The sequence below is a fragment of the Rhizobium rhizoryzae genome (assembly GCF_011046895.1).
GTDB lineage: Bacteria > Pseudomonadota > Alphaproteobacteria > Rhizobiales > Rhizobiaceae > Neorhizobium > Neorhizobium rhizoryzae.
In genome coordinates this window covers 1,589,436-1,614,239 of record NZ_CP049250.1, presented here as the reverse complement: position 1 = coordinate 1,614,239, position 24,804 = coordinate 1,589,436, and the positions used below count along the sequence as shown (strand labels likewise).

21 protein-coding genes are annotated in these 24,804 nt (G+C 59.0%); 4 read left to right on the top strand and 17 right to left on the bottom strand.

Annotated features, from left to right (window positions below; translation table 11 throughout):
- Positions 1 to 108 precede the first annotated feature (108 nt).
- From G6N80_RS13765 to G6N80_RS13720, 10 genes are all read right to left on the bottom strand, one after another.
- The gene (locus G6N80_RS13765) at positions 109 to 1,641 is read right to left on the bottom strand and encodes an ABC transporter substrate-binding protein (RefSeq protein WP_165134560.1); all 1,533 of its coding nucleotides are present in this window, start codon (positions 1,639 to 1,641) and stop codon (positions 109 to 111) included.
- 133 nt (positions 1,642 to 1,774) lie between these two features.
- The gene (locus G6N80_RS13760) at positions 1,775 to 2,707 is read right to left on the bottom strand and encodes a LysR family transcriptional regulator (RefSeq protein WP_062555835.1); all 933 of its coding nucleotides are present in this window, start codon (positions 2,705 to 2,707) and stop codon (positions 1,775 to 1,777) included.
- A gap of 30 nt (positions 2,708 to 2,737) precedes the next feature.
- A complete protein-coding gene (locus tag G6N80_RS13755) occupies positions 2,738 to 3,493 on the bottom strand; it encodes an ABC transporter ATP-binding protein (RefSeq protein ID WP_062555836.1) in 756 nt (251 codons plus the stop codon).
- Entirely contained in the window at positions 3,490 to 4,323 is an 834-nt protein-coding gene (locus G6N80_RS13750; protein WP_165134557.1) for an ABC transporter ATP-binding protein, read from the bottom strand. The genes G6N80_RS13755 and G6N80_RS13750 overlap by 4 nt, the downstream gene beginning before the upstream one ends.
- A complete protein-coding gene (locus G6N80_RS13745; protein ID WP_062555838.1) occupies positions 4,320 to 5,252 on the bottom strand; it encodes an ABC transporter permease in 933 nt (310 codons plus the stop codon). Before G6N80_RS13745 ends, G6N80_RS13750 begins: the two co-directional genes overlap by 4 nt.
- Positions 5,249 to 6,247, bottom strand: coding sequence for an ABC transporter permease (locus G6N80_RS13740; RefSeq protein ID WP_425503927.1), 999 nt, complete (start codon positions 6,245 to 6,247; stop codon positions 5,249 to 5,251). Before G6N80_RS13740 ends, G6N80_RS13745 begins: the two co-directional genes overlap by 4 nt.
- 80 nt (positions 6,248 to 6,327) lie before the next feature.
- Positions 6,328 to 7,965, bottom strand: a complete 1,638-nt coding sequence (locus tag G6N80_RS13735) for an ABC transporter substrate-binding protein (protein WP_062555840.1) — start codon at positions 7,963 to 7,965, stop codon at positions 6,328 to 6,330.
- Positions 7,966 to 8,019: 54 nt separating this feature from the next.
- A complete protein-coding gene (locus tag G6N80_RS13730) occupies positions 8,020 to 9,066 on the bottom strand; it encodes a dipeptidase (protein WP_165134554.1) in 1,047 nt (348 codons plus the stop codon).
- A gap of 82 nt (positions 9,067 to 9,148) precedes the next feature.
- Positions 9,149 to 9,823, bottom strand: coding sequence for a phosphoribosyltransferase (locus tag G6N80_RS13725; protein WP_165134551.1), 675 nt, complete (start codon positions 9,821 to 9,823; stop codon positions 9,149 to 9,151).
- Positions 9,824 to 9,855: 32 nt separating this feature from the next.
- Positions 9,856 to 10,773 carry a LysR family transcriptional regulator gene (locus G6N80_RS13720; RefSeq protein ID WP_165134548.1) on the bottom strand — a complete coding sequence of 306 codons (918 nt, stop codon included), beginning with the start codon at positions 10,771 to 10,773 and terminating at the stop codon, positions 9,856 to 9,858.
- Between the two features lie 99 nt (positions 10,774 to 10,872).
- Between G6N80_RS13720 and G6N80_RS13715 the strand changes: the two genes are divergently transcribed.
- Together G6N80_RS13715 and G6N80_RS13710 are read left to right on the top strand one after the other, a co-directional pair.
- Positions 10,873 to 12,060, top strand: coding sequence for an acyl-CoA dehydrogenase (locus G6N80_RS13715; protein ID WP_062555844.1), 1,188 nt, complete (start codon positions 10,873 to 10,875; stop codon positions 12,058 to 12,060).
- A gap of 214 nt (positions 12,061 to 12,274) precedes the next feature.
- Positions 12,275 to 13,711 (top strand): NAD-dependent succinate-semialdehyde dehydrogenase, encoded by a 1,437-nt coding sequence (locus G6N80_RS13710; protein ID WP_165134545.1) that lies wholly within the window; start codon positions 12,275 to 12,277, stop codon positions 13,709 to 13,711.
- 84 nt (positions 13,712 to 13,795) lie between these two features.
- On the opposite strand, the gene G6N80_RS13705 is transcribed toward G6N80_RS13710, so the two are convergent.
- From G6N80_RS13705 to G6N80_RS13675, 7 genes are all read right to left on the bottom strand, one after another.
- Positions 13,796 to 14,821, bottom strand: coding sequence for a sulfate/molybdate ABC transporter ATP-binding protein (locus G6N80_RS13705; RefSeq protein WP_165134542.1), 1,026 nt, complete (start codon positions 14,819 to 14,821; stop codon positions 13,796 to 13,798).
- A gap of 5 nt (positions 14,822 to 14,826) precedes the next feature.
- Entirely contained in the window at positions 14,827 to 15,708 is an 882-nt protein-coding gene (gene cysW / locus G6N80_RS13700) for a sulfate ABC transporter permease subunit CysW (RefSeq protein ID WP_165134539.1), read from the bottom strand.
- 2 nt (positions 15,709 to 15,710) lie between these two features.
- Positions 15,711 to 16,532 (bottom strand): sulfate ABC transporter permease subunit CysT, encoded by an 822-nt coding sequence (gene cysT / locus G6N80_RS13695; protein WP_062555980.1) that lies wholly within the window; start codon positions 16,530 to 16,532, stop codon positions 15,711 to 15,713.
- A gap of 76 nt (positions 16,533 to 16,608) precedes the next feature.
- On the bottom strand, positions 16,609 to 17,595 hold the full coding sequence (gene cysP / locus G6N80_RS13690) for a thiosulfate ABC transporter substrate-binding protein CysP (RefSeq protein ID WP_062555847.1): 987 nt from the start codon (positions 17,593 to 17,595) through the stop codon (positions 16,609 to 16,611).
- A 209-nt stretch (positions 17,596 to 17,804) separates the two neighbouring features.
- The gene (locus tag G6N80_RS13685) at positions 17,805 to 20,954 is read right to left on the bottom strand and encodes an efflux RND transporter permease subunit (protein ID WP_165134536.1); all 3,150 of its coding nucleotides are present in this window, start codon (positions 20,952 to 20,954) and stop codon (positions 17,805 to 17,807) included.
- A 26-nt stretch (positions 20,955 to 20,980) separates the two neighbouring features.
- Entirely contained in the window at positions 20,981 to 22,114 is a 1,134-nt protein-coding gene (locus G6N80_RS13680) for an efflux RND transporter periplasmic adaptor subunit (RefSeq protein WP_165134533.1), read from the bottom strand.
- Positions 22,115 to 22,151: 37 nt separating this feature from the next.
- Positions 22,152 to 22,757: a TetR/AcrR family transcriptional regulator gene (locus G6N80_RS13675; protein ID WP_062555850.1), complete on the bottom strand. Its 606-nt coding sequence runs from the start codon at positions 22,755 to 22,757 to the stop codon at positions 22,152 to 22,154.
- A 154-nt stretch (positions 22,758 to 22,911) separates the two neighbouring features.
- On the opposite strand from G6N80_RS13675, the gene G6N80_RS13670 reads away from it, so the two are divergent.
- Both G6N80_RS13670 and G6N80_RS13665 read left to right on the top strand, forming a co-directional pair.
- Positions 22,912 to 24,453, top strand: coding sequence for a PAS domain-containing sensor histidine kinase (locus G6N80_RS13670; RefSeq protein WP_246251487.1), 1,542 nt, complete (start codon positions 22,912 to 22,914; stop codon positions 24,451 to 24,453).
- Positions 24,454 to 24,508: 55 nt separating this feature from the next.
- Positions 24,509 to 24,784 (top strand): BON domain-containing protein, encoded by a 276-nt coding sequence (locus G6N80_RS13665; RefSeq protein ID WP_062555852.1) that lies wholly within the window; start codon positions 24,509 to 24,511, stop codon positions 24,782 to 24,784.
- The last annotated feature ends 20 nt before the right edge of the window (positions 24,785 to 24,804 follow it).

Sequence of the window (24,804 nt, the reverse complement as noted above, 5' to 3'; positions counted from 1 at the left end):
TCCCTTCAGGCTTTCCGGGAAAGCGAAGGATGAAACGCCTGTTTCAGGCATGCAATGGATTTTGAAAGCGGCAGAAACTTTACTGGCGTTCCGCCGCCTCTCAGCCGGTTACTGCGCCCATTCAACCTGGGCCAGCACGTTGGATGGGATCGGTTCGTTTTCCCAGAGCCCCTTGAGGTTCTTGTTCCACACGCCAAGCTTCGGCATCACGAAGAGGTAGAGGGCCGGCACATCCTCTGCCAGGATCTTCTGCGCCTCGCCATAGAGCTTCGCCTGTTCGCCGGCATCGGCGGTGGCGTCCACTTTTTTCAGAACCTCGTTGAAGGCCGGGTTCTTGTAATTGAAGTAGTAGGGATCACGCGCATAGATATCGATGTCCATCGGTTCGGCATGCGCCACGATGGTCATGTCGTAATTGCCGCCCTTGAACACATCGGCCACCCATTTTGCCGGAAACTCGGTGGTTTCGATGTTCAGCGTTACCCCCACATCGGCAAACATGGCCTGCAACATCTGCGAACTGCGTTGCGCATAGGCCATTTGCGGCGCCTTGATCGTGAAGCTCAGTCCACTGGCGAAGCCGGCTTCTGCCAGAAGCTTGCGTGCCTTTTCCGGATCGTAGGGGTAGGTCTTAGTCAGATCCACGAAGCCACGATCGTTCGGCGTATAATGGCTGCCGATGGCCGTGCCAAAGCCGGACCACGCCCCATCGATCAGCGCCTGGCGGTCTACCGCCATCATGAGGGCCTGGCGCACGCGCTTGTCATCGAAAGGCTTCTTGGCATTGTTCATGCCAGCCACGACCTTCAGTTCGGTATTGCCGATGACGGTGGTGAGCTTGCTGTCACCCTCGAAGCTTGCCATCAGTTCGGGTGCTGCAAATTCCGGAAAGGCATCCAGATCACCGGATTTCAGAGCCGCAGCCTGCGCCTGCGCATCGGCTATGAAGCGGAAGGTAACCTTCTCCAGCTTGGCAGTGCCTGCCTTGTCCCAGTAATCCGGGTTCTTTGCCAGTTCGACCTGAGAGCCCTTGGCCCAGCTGACGAACTTGAACGGGCCAGTGCCAATCGGGTTTGTCTTGTTCTCGGCCGCACTCTTCGGCGCAACCATGACCGAGGACGGCCAGCCCAGCCAGTAGAGGAAATTGCCCGTCGGGCTCTTCAGCTTCACCACCAGCGTCGCTGCATCCGGCGTCTCGACGCTATCGACCGACGCGAAATAGCGCTTCTGCGGATTGACGGAATCGGAAGCCCGCGCGCGATCGATCGAGAATTTCGCAACGGCGGAATCGAACACTTCACCATTGTGGAAGGTTACGCCCTTGCGCAGCTTGAATGTATAATTCAGCCCATCCGGCGAAATGACCCAGCTTTCGGCCAGTTGCGGCTGCACCTTGCCATCCTTGTCGATGGTCGTCAGGCCTTCGAAGATGTTCTGCCACGTCACCTGACCGATGGCGACCGGTGCGGCAGCCGTCGGATCAAGGCCCGATGGCTCCACCGACATTCCAAGCGAAAGCGAGGTTTTGGGAGCCGCCTGCGCGGAACCAAGCGCACCCAAGGCGACGCCAGCCGCCAATGTGAGAACGACGAAGGTTCGGCGCGAAAAGCCGGTCGAGGTGGAAAGCGTGAGGCGTGACATGCTTGAAAATCCCCTGGATCTTGCTCCATCTGCCGTTTCAAGCGCGGCAGCAGAGCTGTTTATGCGAAAATACTGTCATTTCGCAGGCGCACACACAATGGCGAATTTTGTGTGCTCTGTGTAGCCGAAATCGCTACACACTCTTCTTGGGTTTCTGTCCTGCCTTGCGGGGTTCTGCTCCGCGCATGAAAGCCTCAATGAAATCCACCAGCTTGGCGGCGGCAAAGGAAAGCTGGCGATCGGGCGCGACGCAGAGCTCAATCGCCGTCTTCACCGCCCGCCCGCCGGAAATCGGAATGGCGGACAGAAGCCCCATCTCGATTTCGCGCGTAATGGTCAGCCTCGGCAGAAGCGTCACCGCCGCTTCGCGCAAGACCAGTTCCTTCAGCATCTCCAATGATCCCGTGACGAAAACCGGGTCGAGTTCGACACCGACCTTGGCAAACTGCTCCTCGAAGGCCTGACGGGCACCGAAGCTCTTGTCGGGCAGCGCCAGAGGAAGCGCGGCCACATCCTTGAGCGAGATTTCGGTCAATCCCGCCGCCGCGTGCCTGGCAGAGGTGATGAGATCATAGGCGACTTCCGAGCGAAGCCGCACCTTGACCCCTGTCAGCTTGGGCGCAAACAGAGTGACGACAAGATCGGCCTCCGCGCTCGAAAGCGCCTCGATGGCCTGTCTGGCTGTCGTGATTGCCACCTCGAACCGCAGATTGGGATATTTCAGGCTGAACTGCGCAAGCACGGGCGCAAGCAGGTTCGCGACCGCAGCCCCGTTGGCATAGATCACCACCCGCCCACGCTGGAGACCCTGAAGATCGTCAATGAGTTGATGCACATGTTCCAGCTCGCGCAATGTCTTGCCTGCGCGTGCCGCAAGCAGCTCGCCAGCCGCCGTTAGACGGATACCCCGACTGCTGCGTTCAACCAGCGGGGTGCCGAAGTAATGTTCGAGGTTTTCGATCTGGCGGCTGACGGCGGTTGCCGCAACGTTCAGATTTTCTGCGGCGGCGCGCATGGAGTTGGTGCGCACCACCTCATCGAAATACATCAGGGCCCGAAGCTGCATGGACATCCGCCAAAAGTGAGTGCGCTCGCTCTAAGCCGTCCGGCGGAAGCCTTCGCTCGCCACCAACAGCTGGCGCGTATACTCTTGCGAAAACTCGCGCTTTTCCAGAGCCTCGACGGAAACTGTTTCCACGACCTCACCCTTTTTCATCACCGCCAGCCGCTCGCACATGTGGCTGATGACGCCAAGATCGTGGCTGACCATGATGAAGGTAAGGTTCCGGTCCTTGCGCGCCTGCTCCAGCAGGTTGAGGATTTCGGCCTGGATGGAGGCATCGAGCGCCGATGTCGGCTCATCCAGAAGCAGGATTTTCGGCTCCAGGATCAGCGCACGGGCAATGGCAATGCGCTGGCGCTGACCACCCGAAAGCTGGTGCGAATAGCGGAACCGGAAGCCGGAGCCGAGACCCACCTCATCCAGCGCGCGGGCAATGCGGGCATCGACGTCGGAAAAGCCATGGATTGCAAGCGGCTCCAGCAACAGCCGATCGACTGTCTGGCGCGGATGCAGCGAACCATAGGGATCCTGAAACACCATCTGGACCGTACGATAGAATTCCTTGTCGCGGCGGGAACCGGAATAGCTGCGACCAGCAACCGTCAGGCTGCCGGATTCGAACACATTCAATCCCGCAACGGCGCGCAGCAATGTCGATTTACCCGAGCCGGATTCTCCAACGATTCCGAAAGATTCGCCCTCGTTCACATTCATGGTCACATGGCTGAGCGCGACAAACTCGTCGAATGTCACGACCATATCGCGAACGGAAAGTGCAGTACCGGTCATTGCGTCCACTCCGCCTGTCGCTCCAGCACCGGAAGCGGATGCCTATTGCTGCCGATCGTTGGCAGGCAGTTCAACAGTCCCCGCGTGTAGGGGTGCTGCGCCGCTGCCAGATCGGCCGATGGCAATTCCTCCACCACGCGGCCGGCATACATCACCAGTACGCGATCGCAAAAGGAGGAAACCAGCCTCAGATCATGGCTGACGAAGATCAGCCCCATGCCGCGCTCGGCCACAAGCTTGTCCAGAATGCCGAGCACCTCCAGTTGCACCGTCACGTCAAGCGCGGATGTCGGTTCGTCCGCGATGAGCAACTCCGGGCCGCAGACCAGCATCATGGCGATCATGATGCGCTGACCCATGCCGCCGGAGACCTCATGCGGATAGAGATCGAACACGCGTTCGGGATCGCGGATCTGCACCGCCTCCAGCATGGCAAGCGCCCGATCCCGGGCCTGGCGACCAGACACACTTTCATGCGTCCGCAGCGTTTCGATGATCTGCTTGCCGATTGGCATGACGGGATTGAGCGAATATTTCGGATCCTGCAGGATCATCGCCATGCGCTTTCCGCGCATATCGCGACGCTGGCGCTTGGACGCGGAAAGAAGATCGATACCGTCGAAGTTCAACCTGTCGGCGGTAATCTTCGCATGTCCGGGCGTCAGGCCCATGATGGCGCGACCGGTCTGCGATTTGCCGGAGCCGGATTCGCCGACGATGCCGAGCCTTTCCTTGCCAAGCGTGAAGGATACGCCACGCACGGCATTCACTTCGCCCGTGCGCGTCGGAAAGCTCACGCGCAAATTCTCCACGGTCAGAAGCGGGCTCATTGTCCGGCCTCCTTCGGGTCGAGTGCATCGCGCAAGCCATCGCCCAGCAGATTGAAACCAAGGCTGACGATGAGGATGGCAAAGCCCGGCATGGCGGCAACCCACCACTGGTCGAGAATGAAGCGACGGCCAGAGGCAATCATTGCACCCCATTCCGGCAGCGGCGGCTGGGCACCGAGGCCGAGGAACCCAAGACCGGCGGCCGTTAGAATAATACCCGCCATGTCCAGCGTCACACGTACGATCAGAGAGGATGTGCAGAGCGGCATGACGTGCCGAAGCACGATGCGGAAGGGCGAAGCTCCCATCAGCTTGACCGCCGAAATGAATTCCGAGTTACGGAAGGTCAGTGTCTCGGCGCGGGCGATACGGGCGTAGGGCGGCCAGGAGGTCACGGCAATCGCCAGAATGGCATTCTCGATCCCCGGTCCAAGAGCCGCGACCAGCGCCAACGCCAGAACGAGCTTCGGAAAGGCGAGGAAAATGTCGGTGATGCGCATGAGAACGGCATCGATCCAGCCCCCGGCATAACCGGCAACCGTTCCCACCAGCAGACCGATGGGCGCGGCAATAACCGCCACAAGCACCACGACCATCAACGTCAGCCGCGAACCATGAATGAGGCGCGAAAGAATGTCGCGTCCCTGGTCGTCGGTTCCCAAGAGAAAGCCTTCTGAGCCCGGCGGCAACAGGCGTGAATTGCGCAGGTCACCGATCACCGGATTATGCGGCGAAATGACATCCGCCAGGGCCGCGACTACGATCAGCGCGATGATGATGAAGAGGCCAAGCAGCGCCAGCCGGTTTTCCGAAAACCGCCGCCAGACGACATAGGCGCGGCCAAGTTGCGCCTGCCTGCGGGTTGTCGGGCGGTCGGAAAGCAGCCATTCGCGGCTATACGGTTTCAATGTGGTCTCAAGGCTCGTCATCGGCTGCGCGTCCTCGGATCGAGCGTCCGGTACAGCAGATCGGACAACAGATTGATGGTCACGAACACGGCGCCCACAACAAGCGTGCCACCCAGCACGGCGTTGATATCCGCGTTCTGCAGCGAATTGGTGATGTAGAGGCCCAGTCCCGGCCAGGAGAAGATCGTCTCCGTCAGGACCGACCCTTCCAGCAGGCCTGCATAGGAAAGCGCGATGACCGTAATCAGCGGCACGGCGGCATTGCGCAGCGCGTGGAACCAGATGATGCGGGTCTCCGAAAGCCCCTTCGCCCGAGCGGCGACGACATATTCCTGCGCCAGTTCGTTCAGCATGAAGGAGCGCGTCATGCGGCTGATATAGGCCAGCGAAAAATATCCGAGCAGTGCGGATGGCAGGATGATGTGCCGGAAAAGATCCCGGAAGACTTCCCACTCGCCCTGCATGATGGCATCGAACAGGTAGAAGCCGGTCGTAGAAACAAACGTGTATTCGTAGACCACGTCGATACGCCCCGGATAGGCAACCCAGTTCAGCTTCGCGTAGAAGAAGAGCAAGGCCAGGAGCGCCAGCCAGAAGACCGGCACCGAATAGCCGATAAGCCCCACGACACGCACCACCTGATCGGCAATGCTGCCGCGCTTTACCGCCGCCAGAACGCCGAGCGGCACGCCGAATAAAGCGCCGATCAGGGTACCGACGGTTGCGAGCTCCATGGTCGCCGGAAACACACGCTTTATGTCTTCCAGCACCGGATTGCTCGTCAGTACCGAGGTTCCGAAATCACCGGAGAGAACCTGTTTCAAGTAGATGAAAAACTGCTGCCAGAGCGGCAGGTTCAGCCCCAGTTCCTCGCGAACGCGCTCCACCACATGGGCAGGCGCACGATCGCCAACAATGGCGAGCGCCGGATCGATGGGCACCACGCGACCGATGAAAAAGGTAACGGCCAGAAGGCCGAGGAAAGTGGTCAGGACCGTCACCGCAAAACGCAGGATGGCCCATGCCGTGCGGTTGTTGCGACGCCGCCGTGGCCGCGTCGCTCCGCTCGTCTCGGGAAGTGTCAAGGAACCGGCCCTTAGTCCTTCGAGATCGTGTAGACGAAGTTGGTGTCAAAGCTCGGACCGAGCTTGAAGCCCTTCAGCTTGGCCGAATAGCCCGCCACTTCCACCTGCTGGAAGATGATGACGAACGGACCCTTGGCCAGAACTTCCTTCTGAAGCTTCTGGTAGATCTCGGCGCGCTTTGCGCTGTCCTTCTCCAGAAGTGCAGCCTGCGTCTGCTTCGTCAGTTCCGGCACATCCCAGGCATTGCGCCATGCGAGCGTCTTGTTCTTGCCCGCATCGGAATTGTCCGGATTGGCCGTGAAGGTTTCCGCATTCGAGTTCGGATCGAAATAGTCCGAACCCCACTGGCCGATATACATATCGTGCTGGCGAGCGCGGTACTTGGTCAGCGTCTGCTTACCATCACCCGGAATGATTTCCAGCTTTACGCCTGCCTGCGCCAGTGTCTGCTGATAGGCTTCGGCAATACCGGTTACGGGCTGCGTGTTACGCACATCCATCGTCACCTTGAAGCCGTCCTTCAGTCCGGCCTTTGCCAGCAGTTCCTTGGCCTTGGCAACATCAAGCTTGTAGGGATTTTCAGAGCTTGCACCCAGCTGGCCTTCCGGCAGGAAGGTCTGGTGGATCTTGCCGATGCCGTTGATGAGCGTCGCGCCGATCGCATCGTAGTCCATCAGATACTTGAACGCCTCGACCACTTCCGGCTTGGCAAGGTTCGGGTTCTTCTGGTTCAGGCCGATATAATAAACGGTACCCTTTGGAGCGGACGTCTGGGCCAGCGTGGACTTGGATGCAATCGCCTTCAGATCATTTGGCTCGAGGTTACGGGCGATATCGATATCGCCGTTTTCAAGAGCCAGACGCTGCGAGGCGCTTTCCTTCATGTAGCGGTAGATGACGCGCTTCAGCTTGGGCTTTTCGCCCTGGAAATTCGGATTGGCTTCCAGAACGACGGCTTCGTTCGCCTTCCAGGTCAGAACCTTGAACGGGCCAGAGCCAGCATAGCCGGTCTTCAGGAATTCGTTGCCGAAATCATTGTCCCACTTGGCTTCAGCGGTTACCGTAACCGGCTTGGCCTTGGCAGCAACAACCTTCTTGTCAACGACCGAGGCAACCGTGGCCGTCAGAACGTTGAGGACAAAGCTCGGCGCGTAGGGCTTGTCGACCGTCAGAACGAAGGTCGAGGCATCGGCAGCCTTTGCCTTTTCGGCGACATTGTCACCCTTCAGACCGAACTGCGTCAGCAGGAAGGCTGGCGACTTGTCAAGCTTCACGGCGCGCTCGAACGAATAGGCCACGTCCTCTGCCGTGATCGGATTGCCGGATGCAAACTTCAGGTTCGGCTTCAGCTTGAACGTGTAGGTCAGACCATCGTCGGAAATCTTCCAGCTTTCTGCCAGCTGACCGACGACCTTGGATGTATCATTCGGATCGAGCGTGACCAGCTTTTCGTAAGTGTTGGCGGTCACTTCGGCTGTGGAAAGCTCGAAAGCCTCGCCCGGATCAAGCGAAATGATGTCGTCGATGGCAAAGCCGACAACCAGCGTATCGGCTGGCGTTGCAGCAAAAGCCTGCGGCGCAGACAGCATCATGACAGAGAGGGCAGCACTGGTGCCAAGGAGGCGGAGGCTTCGATTGAACGCGTTCATGGTCTGGTTCCCCATTTCTTTAAAACAGTGTTTTTTAAAGCACTTAGCCGTCTCTCAAGCCCAGGTTTCCGCAAAGATCCTGAACCAGTTTTCACGGCATAGCTTTATTAGTTCGTCCTGACCGTATCCCGCGTTTCTGAGAGCCGCAACCAGTTTCTGATTGCCCGCCGCATCATTAATTTCCTGTGGAACAGTGGCTCCGTCGAAGTCTGAACCAAGCGCCACGCAATCAATGCCCATGCGCTCGACCATGTAGTCAATGTGCTTGACCATGAGTTCGAGCGAGGTGTCGGCATCGTCGCGCGCATCGGGCCGCAACATGGTCACGGCATAGTTGAGGCCGACCAGACCTTTTCGCTCGCGGATGGCATCCAACTGCTTGTCGGTCAGGTTACGGGCCACCTCGGTCAGAGCATGGACATTGGAATGGCTGGCAACGAGCGGCTTTTCAGAGGTCTTCTCCACATCCCAGAAACCTTTTTCGGTGATGTGGGCGAGATCGATGACGATACCGAGACGATCGCATTCCTTCACCAGAGCAAGGCCTGCATTGGTCAAACCCGGCGCCGTATCCGGTGACATGGGATAGGCAAATGGCACACCGTGGCCGAAGATGTTGTGGCGGCTCCAGACGGGTCCCAGCGAGCGCAGGCCCGCCGCATGGAAAACGTCGAGAGCGGCCAGATCGGCACCGATCGCCTCGCAGCCCTCCATATGCATGACGCAGGCGAAGATTCCGTCGTCCATCGCAGCCCGGATTTCCGGCACCGTGCGGCAGATCCGCCAGGCATTGGCTCGATCAAGCTGCAGCGCGACGGCAAATTTTTCCATGGCGATATCGAGCGACGGCTGGCGGGCCAAAGGGGCCGCGAGCGGGGTGACATAGTGCCCCTGCCCGTCCGGCTCCTGCAAAATCAGATCGCCTGATGGAATGTAGATAGCGCAGAGTCCACCGGCCAAACCACCAGCCTTCGCGCGGGGGCCGTCGATATGCCCCTCTCTCGTGCCCTGCATGAACTCGCGGACAGGATCGGCACCGTTGCGCATGTTGCGCCATAGCCGCAAGAGAACATCGTTGTGGCCGTCGAAGACTAATTCCATTGTCATTTCCGATTATGCAGATGAGCGAGAATGCCGCGATCCTAGATTCTTCGCGGCAGACCGCAAGGCGAAAAGTAGCAGGCTACATCCACGCGTCGTTGGCAACCCGCCGGAGAAATGGCGTTTGCAAAACACCGCGAACACGCGATGTCCACTGGGCATCGAGTGCATTTAGCACCTCTTCCCAGCGCCGCGTCTGCAGCATGGCCGCACCAATGGCAACCGGTTCGCAACCGGTTTTTTGCAGAAGCGCAAGCCCTGCTGCGATGGAGGTTCCGCTGGACAGGACATCGTCGATCAGAGCAATACGACGTCCTTCGATCAGCGGCACCATACGAGGATCGAGGTAGAGCCTCTTCACCTGATCAGGCGTTGTGATGGAGGAGATCGGAACGGAAAGCTCATCCCGGTACCAGAATTTGCGCGAATTCCCACAGGGCACATAACGGGCATGGCCGAGTTTGCGGGCGACTTCCGCAGCAAGTGTCAAACCGAGTGTCGGAAGCCCCACGATGATCTCAATGTCATCACCTCTCAACTCGTCTGCCAATTGACCAGCCAGCACATCGATGACCTCGAAAGAGGCCTGGTTGATGATAAGCGATGCAAGCGCATGCACGCCGTCCGACAAGGGGCGGATCGGAAGACGCAACTGCCGCCCGTCCTTTAGTCGCGCCGGATAGAAGCCCTGATGAGGACCGATTTCCGGAAACGCGCCAGCCGGATGAATGGTCTGCCAGAACTCGTGCGGTTTCATGACGTCATTGTCTCATCTCTCGGGATATGCGTTCACGCGTAGAAGGGCTCGTTGCGCCAGCGTCCGACCTCTTCGATCAGCCACGCCCGAAACAGCGCCACAGGCTTCAGGTCCATTCGGGTAACCGGTGCGACGAGATAATAGGAGCTTGGGCTTCGAACCTGCTGCGGGTAGGCCTCAACAAGGGTTCCAGACTGAAGCTCCGCCTCGATCAGGAAAAGCGGCATCAGCGCCACGCCCAGTCCTGCGCTGCAGGCTTGCGCCACACTGGCAAACTGTTCGAACCGCATGCCCGGCGCGGGAACGCCCTGCACGCCGACAGCCTCGAAGAAATGTGTCCAGGCGCCGGGCCGCGAAGCCATGTGCAGCAGCGGCAGACCCGCAAGATCTTCCGGCTTCGAAACCGGGTTTTGCCGAAGAAATTCGGGGCTGCAAACGGGCGCAACCATCTCGTCCATCAGGAAGGTGCATTCCGCTCCCGGCCAGTTCGGCTGACCGATATGGATTGCCACATCCAGACCATCCTGCTCGAAATCGAAGATACCGATGCGGGTGGCAAAATTCAGCGTGATTTCCGGATGGGCGCTGACAAAGCGCGGTATTCGCGGCAAGAGCCACCGCGTTCCGAAGGTCGGCAGCATGGCAAGGTTCAACGTGTCGCCATGCCGTTTCGTCATGGCCTGCAGAGAGGCAGTACGGATCTGCGCAAGCGCGGCACCAATGGCCTTGGCATAGGCGCGGCCTGCTTCCGTCAACTGCACACCCCGGCTGCTGCGCTCGAACAACAGAATGCCAAGCTGGTCTTCAAGACCGGAAATCTGCCTGCTGATGGCGCCTTGCGTCAAGGAAAGCTCGTCTGCAGCCGAAGAAAAACTCCCGAGCCGCGCAACGGATTCGAATGCGGCCAGTGCACTGGTGGACGGAAGAAGCCTGCGACTGAGATTGGTCATGGCCTATTCCTATAGCTCATATCAACGTGAGTAAACGGCGCTTTACGCCGATCCCGCGTCTGCCCATTATGCACCCACATTTTTCTGGAGGTTTTGACGATGAGCGACCGCACCGCATTCAATTGGGCTGATCCCTTCCTGCTGGACGACCAGTTGACGGAAGATGAGCGAATGATCCGCGATGCGGCTGCAGCCTTTGGCAAGGCCGAACTGCTGCCACGCATCCAGGAAGCCTACCTCTCCGAAACAACCGAGCCGGAACTCTTCCGCCTGATGGGACAGACAGGTCTTCTGGGTGTGACCCTGCCGGAAGAATACGGCGCGGCCAACGCATCTTATGTTGCCTATGGTCTGGTTGCCCGCGAAGTCGAGCGCATCGACTCAGGCTACCGTTCCATGATGAGCGTGCAGTCCTCCCTCGTGATCTACCCGATCTACGCCTATGGTTCGGATGAGCAGAAGAAGAAGTATCTGCCGGGTCTCGTTTCCGGCGAACTCATCGGCTGCTTCGGCCTGACCGAGCCGGATGCCGGTTCCGATCCGGGCGGCATGAAGACCCGCGCGGAAAAGATCGAAGGCGGATACCGTCTGCGCGGCTCCAAGATGTGGATTTCCAACGCGCCGATCGCAGATGTTTTCGTTGTCTGGGCCAAGTCGGAAGCGCACAACAACGAGATCCGCGGCTTCGTGCTTGAAAAGGGCATGAAGGGTCTTTCCGCGCCAAAGATCGGCGGCAAGCTTTCGCTGCGCGCATCGATCACCGGCGAGATCGTCATGGACGGCGTCGAGGTCTCCGAAGACGCGCTTCTTCCAAACGTATCCGGCCTCAAGGGTCCGTTCGGCTGCCTCAACCGTGCACGCTATGGCATTTCCTGGGGCGTTCTGGGTGCTGCCGAAGACTGCTGGCTGCGCGCACGCCAGTATGGTCTGGATCGCAAGCAGTTTGGCAAGCCGCTGGCTGGCACGCAGCTTTACCAGAAGAAGCTTGCCGACATGCAGACCGAGATCTCGCTTGGGCTTCAGGCCAGCTTGCGCGTTGGCCGCCTGATGGACGAGCACAAGATGGCGCCGGAAATGATTTCCATCGTCAAGCGCAACAACTGCGGCAAGGCTCTGGATATTGCACGCCAGGCACGCGACATGCACGGCGGCAACGGTATTCAGATCGAGTATCATGTCATGCGTCACGCGCAGAATCTGGAAACGGTCAACACCTACGAAGGCACGCATGACGTTCATGCACTCATCCTCGGACGCGCTCAGACCGGCATTCAAGCTTTCTTTTAAAGGCGAGTGACCCACCCGACCAGCCAAAGTCAGGCGTGAGCGACCAAGTCACTCGCGCCTGTCCTTTTTATTAGTAATACTTTTTAGTGGGGGCGTTGATTGTGGCGGTCAATTGTCCTACGTGAGGAGCCGAAACCTTCCAAGGCTTGGGTGTCAGCCCCTTTGGCGCCTGTCGTGTTTCCCGCGACGTTTTTGAACTCAAAATGAGGTCACCATGCATAGCTATCCAGATGTAAAGCTTTTCATTGCAGGCGAATGGCGCGATGCCCTGAGCGGCAAGACGATCCCGGTCGAGGATCCAGCCACGCAGGACATTATCGGAAAGATCGCGCACGCGGAAAAGGCTGACCTCGATCTGGCGCTGGACGCTGCGGACAAGGGCTTCAAGGTCTGGCGCGAAACGTCAGCCTTCGAGCGCTCGAAGATCATGCGCAAGGCAGCCGACATCGTGCGCCAGCGGATCGATTACATCGCCTGGCTGATGACACGCGAACAGGGCAAGCCGATTGCGCAGTCCAAGGCGGAAATAAACAACGCCGCCGATACCATCGACTGGTTCGCCGAAGAGGCACGCCGCACCTATGGCCAGATCATCCCGGCCCGTTTCGGTGGCGTTTCCAACATGGCGATCAAGTTCCCGGTTGGCCCGGTTGCCGCCTTCACGCCGTGGAACTTCCCGATCAACCAGATCGTGCGAAAGCTCTCTGCTGCCGTGTCCGTCGGCTGCTCGATCATCGTCAAGGCACCGGAAGAAACCCCGGCTTCGCCAGCCGAACTCATCCGCGCCTTTGCGGATGCCGGCATTCCGGCCGGTGTTGTCGGTCTGGTCTACGGCGTCCCGGCTGAAATTTCCGAATACCTGATCCCGCATCCGGTCATCCGCAAGATCTCGTTCACCGGCTCCACGCCGGTTGGCAAGCATCTGGCGGCCCTTGCCGGAAAGCACATGAAGCGCGCGACCATGGAACTCGGCGGTCATGCCCCGGTCGTCGTCTTCAACGATGCCGATCTGGAAAAGGCCATCGAAGTCTCCGCAGCCGCAAAGTTCCGCAATGCCGGTCAGGTCTGCGTTGCACCGACCCGCTTCCTCATTCAGGATGGCGTTGCCGACCAGTTCATCGACGGCATTGTGAAGTACGCGGAAAACCTGAAGGTGGGTAATGGCCTCGAGGCTGACGTGACCATGGGGCCGCTTGCCAACGAGCGCCGCATCCCGGCCATGGAAGGCATGATTCAGGATGCCGTTTCCAAGGGCGCCGTTCTGAAGACGGGCGGCAAGCGCATTGGCAACAAGGGCCACTTCTTCGAGCCGACGGTTCTGACCGATGTGCCGACCTCCGCCCTGATGATGAACGAAGAGCCCTTCGGCCCGATCGCCATCGTCAACCGCTTCTCCACGCTGGATGAGGCGCTGGAAGAATCCAACCGCCTGCCCTTCGGCCTTGCCTCTTATGCCTTCACCGGTTCGGTCAAGACCGCACACGCGCTCGGCCAGCGTCTGGAAGCCGGCATGTTGACCATCAACCACAATGGTCTGGCGATTCCGGAAGTGCCGTTCGGTGGCATCAAGGATTCCGGCTACGGCACGGAAGGTGGTTCGGAAGCCGTCGAAGCCTATCTGGAAACCCGCTTCGTCAGCCAGATGAACTGAGCGTTTCAGCAGCCGTGATTAAAAAAGGCGTCGGGAAACCGGCGCCTTTTTCATTTGATTTGCAGGTTTTGAGAAAAGCCCATCTCACCCCAGTGCAAATACCTTGGCGCGCCGCAGCGTCACGAAGCCCTGTTCGCCTGCGGAAATGTTACGCTCCGGGTCCACATCGAACTCAAGCGGTTCTCCCGTAGATGCTGTCGCGATCACACGGCGCTCGCCGGGACGGTCCAGCACCCTAGCAACGCTTGCAGGCACACCCGGCTGCGTTGCGGACCAATCGAGATCGCGGGGACGTGCAAAAATTTCCGCCGGACCATCCGCCACACCCTCGGCAGCAGCCACGGCAACGCCAGCAACATGCGCGCGCCCGTCACGCACTTCGCCAGTCAGCCGGTTGGCATCCCCTAGAAATTTCAGCACGAAGGCATTCTTCGGATCACGGCAAACCTCCTGCGGCGTGCCTTGCTGAACGATCTTGCCGTCCTTCAGAATGACGACCCGATCCGCAAGATCCAGCGCCTCTTCCTGGTCATGCGTCACGAAAATCGTGGTGATGCCCAGTTCATCATGGATCTCCCGCAGCCAGCGGCGAAGGTCATGGCGAACATTCGCATCCAGCGCACCGAACGGCTCATCCAGAAGCAGAACCTTTGGATCGACGGACAGGGCACGGGCGAGTGCCACGCGCTGTCGCTGACCGCCAGAAATCTGCGCCGGAAAGCGATCTCCAAGGCCTTCAAGGCGAACCAGCTTCAGAAGCTGGTTCACGCGTGCGGCAATTTCCGCCTTGCTGCGCTTCACCTTGGAAACGCTCATGCCGAAGCCGATATTTTCCCCCACTGTCATATGGGGGAACAGTGCATAATGCTGGAAGACGAAACCGACACCGCGATCGCGCACCGGAATGTCGGTGGCATCCTGATCCCCGAAATGGATGTGTCCGCCGTCGGCATATTCCAGCCCCGCCACCATGCGCAGGATCGTCGTCTTGCCGGAACCGGATGGACCAAGCAGTGCAATCAGCTCACCGCTTTGCACGGTCAGCGACACGCCATGCACGGCGCGGAAGGTGTCGAAGGTCTTGACGACGTTATCGAGACGAATTTCCATGGCAATCAATGTCCTGTCGAAGCGGCATCGGTAGCTTGGGTCTTGCGGCGTCCGGCACCGCGACGCTCCAGCGCAACCTTGGCAATGATGGTGAAGACGGCGAGCAGCGCCAGAATGGAGGCCGAGGCAAAGGCACCTGCCGCCTGATAATCGTGGTAGAGCAGTTCGATATGCAGCGGCAGCGTATTGGTCTGGCCGCGAATGTTTCCAGACACGATGGAAACCGCGCCGAACTCGCCCATCACGCGCGCATTGCAGAGAACCACGCCATAAAGCAGCGCCCATTTGACGTTGGGAAGCGTGACCGAGAAGAATGTCCGCCAACCCGAAGCGCCGAGCGATGTAGCAGCCTCTTCCAGATCGCGCCCCTGCGCCTGCATGAGCGGGATCAGTTCGCGGGCGACGAAGGGAGCCGTCACGAACATCGACGCCAGCACGATGCCGGGAAGCGCAAACAGGATCTTGATGTCATGTGCGTCGAGCCAGGGACCGAACAAGCCCTGCAGACCATAGACGAAGAGATAGGCAACACCGGCAACGATGGGCGAAACGGAGAACGGGATCTCGATCACCACCAGCAGCAGCCGCTTGCCGCGAAAATCGAATTTGGTGATGGCCCAGGCCGCTGCCACACCGAAGGCAGTATTGATCGGCACCGCGATGAGGGCCGTCACCACTGTCATCATGATGGCATGGCGAGTATCCGGATGGCTCAGCGTCGCCGTATAGACCTTAAAGCCTTGTTTCAAAGCCTCATGGCCGATGACGAGCAAAGGCGCCAGAATGAGCAGCGCCCCCAGAATAAGGACGAGACCAATCAGCACGCGGCGAAAAACCCGTCCATCTCCAACGCGTGGCGGTTTCTTGTGAGAAGCAAAAGCGCTCATCTCTATCCCTTCACCGTGTAGCGCAGGGCGCGTGACTGAAGCCAGTTTGTCACCGCCAGCATGGCGAAAGCCGTCAGGAGCAGGACCGACGCAATGGCCGCAGCCGCCTGATAATCATATTCTTCCAGCCGGATGAAGATCAGCAGCGCGGTGATCTCCGTCGACATTGGCTGATTTCCGGCAATGAAGATGATCGCGCCGAACTCTCCCAGCGAGCGGGCAAAGGAAAGCGAAAGCCCAGCCAGCAGTGCAGGAGTCAAAAGCGGCAGGATTACCTTGCGGAAAATCGTCCAGTCCGAACCGCCGAGAGATTGGGCCGCCTCCTCCAGCGCCGGATCAAGATCTTCCAGCACCGGCTGAACCGTTCGTACGATGAACGGCAGGCTGGTAAAACACATGGCAATCATGATGCCGATGGGCGTGTAGGCCACCTTGATCCCCGCTTCGGACAAGACGGAACCGAACCAGCCATTGCTTGAAAAAAGGGCCGTCAGCGAGATGCCCGCAACTGCCGTGGGCAGGGCAAATGGCAGATCCACCATGGCATCGATGATACGCCGACCGGGAAACCGGTAGCGGGTCAGGACCCAGGCCAGTGCCAGTCCGAAAACGAGGTTGAACAGCGTCGCAATCAGCGCGGAGAATGCCGTCACGCGGTAGCTCGCCACTGCGCGCGGTGACGAGACAATGGACCAGTACTCGGCTGGTCCAAGGCTCGCTGCCTTGAACACCAACGCCGACAGCGGCAGGACCACGATCAGGCCAACATAAAAGAGGGTTATGCCCAGGGACAGATGCAGGCCGGGCAGGACATTGCGTTTCACAAGGTAAGTCCTGTTGTAAACGGACAAACCCGGCAGTTGACGAACCACCGGGCCTATCCTTCCTTGGGAGGAGAATTCAGCGACTGCCGTATAGCTTGTCCAGCGTGCCACCGGAAGCAAAGTGTTCCTTCTGGATCTTGTCCCAGCCGCCAAACACATCGTCGACCTTCACAAGACGAATCTGCGGAAACTCGTTCTTGAACTCGGCCACTACCTTTTCGTTCAGCACGCGGTGGCCAAACTCAGCGGCGATCCGCTGGCCCTGTTCGCTGTAGAGAAAGTCCAGATACTTCTTGGACAGCTCTTCCGAGCCGCGCTTCTTGGCAACCTTGTCCACGACCGCTACCGGGAATTCCGCCAGAAGCGAAACCGACGGAATGACGCTCTCCACCTTGTCCTTGCCATACTGCTTGGCAATGCCGCGCGTTTCCGCCTCGAAGGTGATCAGCACATCGCCGGTTTCACGCTCGACGAAGGTGGTGGTGGCTGCACGGCCTCCGGTATCGAAGACAGGAACATTGTCGAAGATCTTCTTGACGAAAGCCTCGACCTTTTCCTCGTCACCCTTGAACACTTCACGTGCATAGGCAACGGCTGCAAGATAGGTATAGCGCGCATTGCCGGATGTCTTGGGGTTCGGGAAGACGACCTTCACGTCATCGCGTGCAAGATCGTTCCAGTCCTTGATGTTCTTGGGGTTCCCGGCACGCACGAGGAAAGACGGGAAGGAATAGAACGGCGAGGCACTGTTCGGAAACGCCTTCTGCCAGTCCTTTGAAACGAAGCCCTGCTTCACGAGGAAGTCGATGTCGGTCACCTGGTTGAAGGTGACGACGTCAGCGTCCAGACCTTCCACGATGGCGCGCGCCTGCTTGGAGGTGCCTGCATGCGACTGATCGATGTTGATGCCTGGGTTCTGCTTGATGAAGGCTTCGTTCTCGGCTGCGAACAGCTCTCGCGCCACGTCGTAGGAAGCGTTCAACAACTTGGTCGGCTGCTGGGCAAAGACTGGACCAGCGACAAGAGCGGCCAAGGCTGTGCCGAGAATGAGAAGGCGTTTCATCAAAGTCTCCGATGCGATCGATTGTTATCACTAACCTATCGATGCACCTCACAACCTGCGAGGAACGGTAAACCCTCAACGCCTTTGCGATTGACAAATTTTGGCCAAATTCAAGGCACCGTGCGTGCTTTATTCCTGCCCTTGGGCGAGGCCTTCGTTCGAAGGCAGGGGCGGGAAGCGGCAGGGGTGCGCCGCTTCCCGCAAGTCGCTCACTCCGCGGCGGTGGAAAGGTTGAGCGACAACTGGTCCTTGCGCTGGTCGTCATTGTCACCAGCGCCGGATTTGGATGCCTTGTCCCGTCCGAAGAACAGGGCATAGGCAGCAGGCAGAACAAGAATGGTCAGGACGGTGGCAACCATGATGCCGCCCATCATGGCATAGGCGAGCGGTCCCCAGAAAAGCCCACGCGAGATCGGTATCAGCGCAAGCACGGCCACCAGTGCCGTCAGCATGATCGGACGGAAGCGGCGAACCGCCGAGCCAATGATAGCTTCACTGCGCTCCATTCCCGACGCAATATCCTGGTCGATCTGGTCCACCAGAATGATCGAGTTACGGATGATGATGCCGAGCAGTGCGATGACACCGAGGATCGCCACGAAGCCGAAGGGAGCGCCGGTGATCAAAAGTGCCGCTGCGGCTCCGATGATTCCGAGAGGACCGGTCGCCAGCACCAGCATGGCCTTGCCGAAATGCTGCAACTGGATCATCAGCAGCGTAACGATCACGAAGAGCATGACGGGCGCCTTGGCGGCAATCGACATCTGGCTTTCCGCTGCATCCTCTGCGCCGCCCTGGATTTCGACCTTGTAGCCGGCAGGCAGGTTTTTGCGCAGATCCGCCATCCCGCTGTACATCTTCGCAGCAAGATCGTTCGGTTCGACACCGTCCGGAACCGTTGCCTTGATCGTGATGGTCGGCAGACGGTCGCGACGCCACTCGATCCCGTTTTCCTGAACCGGCTCGATACGGGCAATCTGGCTGACTGGCACGAAGGCGCCGCTGTCCGTGGGAATATAGACGGAGTTGACAGCGGTCAGCAGGTCTCGCGTGGCATCCGGTTCGCGAGCGACGATGGAGACGGTCTCTTCGCCATCACGGAACTGGTCGAGCGTCACACCCGACATCGATGCATAGAGCATCTGTCGGACGCGCTGAGATGTTACGCCAAGTGCCCTCGCCCGATCCTGGTCGATGACGAGCTTCATGGTCGTCACCGGCTCCAGCCAGTCGTCATGGATCGTGCCCAGTTGCGGGTTCTGATGGAAGCGCTGCTTCACCTGATCGGCAATCTTGCGCACCTCTTCGCGGTCGGGACCGACGACGCGCATCTGTACGGCCCAGCCGACCGGCGGCCCGAGGAAAAGACGATCCACCTTGCCACGCACGGACGGGAAGTCTTCCGCAAGGATCTTGCGCAGCTTGATGATCATGCGCTCGCGCTCTTCGAGGCCGTTCGACATGACGAGCAGCTGGGCATAGTTGGGGTTGCGAAGCTGCTGGTCCAGCGGCAGGAAGAAGCGCGGAGCCCCCTCACCGATGAAGGTCGCGACGAATTTCTTGTCAGGATCGTCCATGATCTTTGCTTCCAGCGCCTTCGCCTGACGCTCCACCTCTTCGATGGCGGTGCCTTCCGGCAGCCACATATCGACGAGAATTTCGGGACGCGAGGATTGCGGGAAGAAGCTCTGCGGGATGAACTGGAAGGACCAGAGGCTGGTGCCGAAGACGCCAAGCGTTGCCACCAGCACGATCAGCCGGTGCCGCACGCTCCAGGAAACCGTGGCGCGAAGCCCGCGGTAAAACCGCGTGTCGTAGACATCGTGATGCGTGCCCGCATGCGCGCGCTGCTTCAGGATCATATATCCGAGCCAGGGCGTGAAATAGACCGCAACGAACCAGGATGTCACGAGTGCGATGCCGACCACGTAGAAGAGAGACCGGACATATTCACCCGCAGTCGAATCCGCAAAGCCGACCGGAATGAAGCCCGCGGTCGTGATCAGCGTACCCGTCAACATGGGAAAGGCGGTGGAGGAATAGGCGAAGGTGGCAGCGTTGAGCTTTTCCAGCCCTTCCTCCAGCTTTCGCTCCATCATTTCGACCACGATCATGGCATCGTCGACAAGAAGGCCGAGCGCGATGATGAGAGCGCCGAGCGAGATACGCTGCAGTTCGATGCCGAGCTCGTACATGATGGCGAGTGTCGCCGCCAGCACCAGCGGAATGGAGATGGCAATCACGATGCCGGAACGCCAGCCGATGGACAAAAGCGAGACGACCAGAACAATGACCAGCGCTTCCAGAAGCGCCTGCGTGAATTCGCCGATCGCCTCATGCACGACCTCCGGCTGGTTGGCGACCTGCGAAACCTCAACGCCATAGGGAAGCGCATTTTCGAAGTTGCGATAGGTTTCTTCGATCCATGTGCCGACGTCGGTAACCTTGTAGCCATTCTGCATGACCACACCGATCTGGACCGAATCCTTGCCATTAAAGCGGAACTTGCGGTCGTAGGGTGAGATCAGGCCCTTGCTGACGGTGGCGATATCGCCCAGCCGAAACACTTGGCTACCGCTGCGAATGCGCAGTTCGCGAATATCCTCAGGTGTCCGCATGCCCCCTTCCACGGTGATGCGCACGGAACGGGTCGCCGTCTGTACATTGCCTGCGGGATCCACATTATTCTGCCCGGCCAGTGCGTTTTTCACATCGTTGAGCGTCAGCTTGCGCTCCGCAAGTGCCTTGGAGGATACGTCGATGTAGATGCGCTCCGCCTGGTCGCCAAGAATGGAAACCTTTTCCACGCCCTTCGTCGCCAGCAGCATGTCGCGGGCCTTGGTCGCGAAGTCCTTGAGCTCAGGATAGCTGAATCCGTCGCCCGTCAGGGCGTGGAGGGTCACATAGGTATCGCCGAACTCATCATTGAAATAGGGCCCGAGAACGCCGCTCGGCAGATCCTGCTCGATGTCGCCAATCTTCTTGCGGACCTGATAGAAGGCGTCAGCCACCTGCTGGGAATTGGTGTTACCCTTGATCTGCAGCGTGGTGATCGAGAAACCGGCGCGGGTGTAGGATTTCACCCAATCGAGATGCGGCGTTTCCTGCAGCTTGCGCTCGATCTTGTTGACGACCTGATCCTGCATTTCCTCGATGGAAGCGCCCGGCCAGACCGCCTGCACGACCATGACGCGGAAGGTGAAGTCCGGGTCTTCCTTCTGGCCCATGTTCATGATGCCGAGGCCGCCGATCAGAATGATGATCCCGAACAGGAAGCGGCCGATGCTGGGATGAGAAATTGCCCAGCGCGAGAGGTTGAACGGCTGCCTGGGCGAGCCGGGTGTGCGAAACGCCTTCATGACTTAATCCCCTGTACCCGGATCGATCAGGACTTTGAAGGCGCGACTGCGGTAGATGCGCCACCTGCTGTCTGACCTTCGCCTTCGTAGATTTTGACCTGCAGATCAGGCTGCATGAACTGCGTTCCGGCTGCGACAACCAGATCGCCAGCCTTCAAGCCATCGGCGATCCGCACGCCGTCTTCGGCAAATCCGTCAACCTGTACCGGGTGCGGCTGGACCTTGGAGGATGCAGGATCGACGAGCCAGACGATCGATTTACCGTCCTGCTTCGCGAGTGCCGCGAGCGGAAGCACGAAACCGGGGGCACTGCCGGACACCTCGGTAGAAATGGTCGCCGTCATGCCCAGCCGAAGCGCCGGGTTGTCCGGCAGGCTGACGCGAACGGTGAATGTACGCGACTGCTGGTCTGCACTGCCTGCCACTTCCCGCACCTTGCCTTCCAGAGCCAGATTGCCATCGGCCCAAAACGAGGTCTTGACGGACTTGCCTGGCGAGAACTGCCGAATTTCTGCTTCCGGCACGGCTACCTCGATCTCCTTGGCACCATCCTGCGCGACTCGGATGACCGGCGTACCAGCCGCTACAACCTGACCCGCCTCGGCATTGACGGCCGTGACGATACCGTCAACGTCGGACGAGAGCACGCCGTAGCCGACGCGATTTTTCGCCTGCGTGAGGGACGATTGAGCTGCATCGCGCTGCGCGATCGCCTGACGAGATGCAAGCTGGGCCTGCTCCAGCGAGGATTGGGATGTGATGTTCTGGCTCTGCAAGGTCTCTGCACGCTTGAGGGCTAGCTGCGAGATTTCCACCTGCTTTTCGGCGGATGCGAGTTCAGCCTCAGCCTGACGTACCGAAAGCTCATAGTCTGTCACATCGATGCGGGCGACCGGCTGTCCTGCCTTGACCCTTTGGCCGACATCGACGAGACGCTCGCTGATCTTGCCATCGACCCTAAAGCCCAGCGGCACTTCGGTGCGGGCGCGAATAGAGCCCGAATATTGCAGCAAAGGCCCTGCCTGCCGGGCCTTCACCTCAACGACCTTCACCGGGCGAATGACCTGCTCGGCAGCCTTTTTCTCTTCCGTGCAGCCGGACAGAATGGCTGCAACAGCCACAATCGCCACACCCAGCTTCCCCAATCCCACAACCGACATCGTGCGGTCCCTTCTCCACGCTCACTCGGAGCAGATTTTAACGCAGCGCCTGGATCGCAAACTCGATCAGGGCTTCAGGTGTCATGACTTCATCGGAAGCGGCCGTCTTTGCCACCAGTTGCGGGTGACACAGACAGACGCCTGCATGCATGTAGCACTCGGCAGCAAGCCGGGCGTCCTGCTGGCGGAATTCGCCGGCTTCGATACCGTCCTTGATGATGTTCTCGATGATCCCGCGAACACGTGCGAGATGTTCCTCGATAACCGGCCATTGCTGGTCCATGGCAACAAGCACCATCTCGTGGACCTTCTGCTCATCCAGCATCGTTTCCATCACCAGAGAATGCTGAAGAAGCGTATGCGCCCGCAAACGGTCTGCGGCCGAAGCCTTGCGCCCTGCGCTCTCGGCCAGGGCATCGTACTGAGCTGCCAGCATGCGGCGAGCGAGAGCCTGATGAATATCGGCCTTCGACGCAAAGAACCGGTAGATGTTGGCGGGCGACATCGACAGTTCCTTGGCGATGTCGGCAACATTCGTTTTGGAGTAGCCGTAGTGCTTGAACACCCTTTCGGCACACTCCAGAATCCGTTCGACATTGTCCTGTCTGGCCGTATCGCTCGCCACTGTAGAATGATCGTTCATTGACTTCCGCTTGATGACTGACGAATTTCGAATTTCGTCAGTCATACAGTGAATATGATCACTTGGTCAACTGGCAGACAGAACGAAATACTCCTGGAACTTTATGACAGAGTGTCAGTTCAGCGAGGCTGCGAATCAGGTCGGGAGAATGAACATGGCCGAAGGCCGCACTGTGCGACGCCACGTGCAGGATCGATATCGGCTGCTGATCGAATCCATTATCGATTACGCAATCTACATGCTTGATGAAGAAGGCCATGTCGCCAGCTGGAATCCTGGTGCGCGCCGCCTCAAGGGATACGAACCAGACGAGATCCTGGGCCGTCACTTTTCCAACTTCTATACGCCAGAAGATCGCGATGCCGGGGAACCGTGGCGTGGTCTTGAAGCAGCAAGACGCGAGGGTCGTTTCGAGAACGAAGGCTGGCGGATCCGGAAGGACGGCAGTCGTTTCTGGGCCAGCATCGTGATCGATGCAATCAGGGACGATGACGGCCATCTCATCGGCTTTGCCAAGATCACCCGTGATATCAGTGAAAAACATCAGGCCCAGCTTGCATTGGCTCAGGCACGCGAGGACCTGTTTCAGGCGCAGAAACTGGAGGCCATCGGTCAGATGACCGGTGGAATAGCCCATGACTTCAACAACGTCCTGACGGCCATTCTCGGCTCCCTGCATCTCTTGAAGAAGCGTCTGCCAGACGATCCGGAACTTGCGCAGCTTCTGGAGAGCGCCCTGCGCGGGGCAGAACGCGGCGCCTCATTGACCAAACGGCTTCTGGCATTTTCGCGACGCCAGGAATTGCATGTGCGCGAAGTCGAAATTGCTCCGCTGGTCGAAGGCTTGATTGATCTGGCCAGCCGTTCGATCGATCCCGATACCCGTATTGAAACGCAGCTCGAAGCAGCGCTTCCGCCAGTACGTACCGATCCCGCCCAGCTGGAGATGGCGCTTCTCAACCTGATCGTGAATGCGCGGGATGCGATGCCGGAAGGTGGTGTCATCCGCATACAGGCGCAGATCGACGGGCAGGAACGAGACGATACGGGCGATCAGCAATTCGTTTCCGTTGCGGTCATCGATGAAGGCGAAGGCATGGATGCAGAGACATTACAAAAGGCAACGACACCTTTCTTCACGACAAAAGGGATCGGCAAGGGAACGGGGCTGGGACTGGCCATGGTTCAGGCGCTGACGGAACAATCAGGCGGCTTCCTGCGTCTTCACAGTGAACCTGGCTTTGGAACACGGGCGGAAATCATTCTTCCGGTCGCTGTTTCCACTGCTGTTTCTGTGAAGTCCGAGGAGCCTCTGAACTGTATGTCTGCCCCTTTCGACAAGAAACTGACCGTGCTCGCCGTTGATGACGATGCACTCGTTTTGATGAACACCACCATGATGCTGGAAGATCTGGGTCACACTGTCATCGAGGCCTTCAACGGCCCTGAAGCGCTAAAGGTCCTTCAGTCGAGGCAGGATATCGATATGGTCATAACCGACCAGTCCATGCCGATGATGACCGGCGTGGAGCTGGCGGATCGGGTACAGGAAGCCCACCCTAGTATTCCCGTTATCCTGGCAACGGGCTATTCTGAACTGCCGACGGGACAGTTTTCGGCGCGGCCCCATCTCAACAAGCCTTTCACACAGCATGAGCTGCAAACCGCCATCGCGGGCGTCTTCTCGCAGTCCTGAACCTTGAGCCCTCTTGTGCGTTTGAGTTTTGAAACTCGAACCACGGAGCAGAGAAATGGTGTTCAAACCCCAGACATTTCACGAGAAGGCACCAACGGTCGTAACCGAATTCCCGACGGAAGCAGCGCTTGAGGCGCAAGTGGCAGCGGCCCTTGCCGAAGCAGGCGGACTGGATGCGGCAGACATCTCCGTCACAACCAAAGCCGGAACCGTCACCCTGATTGGACGCGTGCTCCTCGACACTCAGATCGAGCGCGCCGAAGAGGTGGCTCGCTCCGTCCCGAACGTCACCGACGTCGTCAACAAACTCGTATCTGAACAGACACACTGACTACACAAGCGACCAATTGA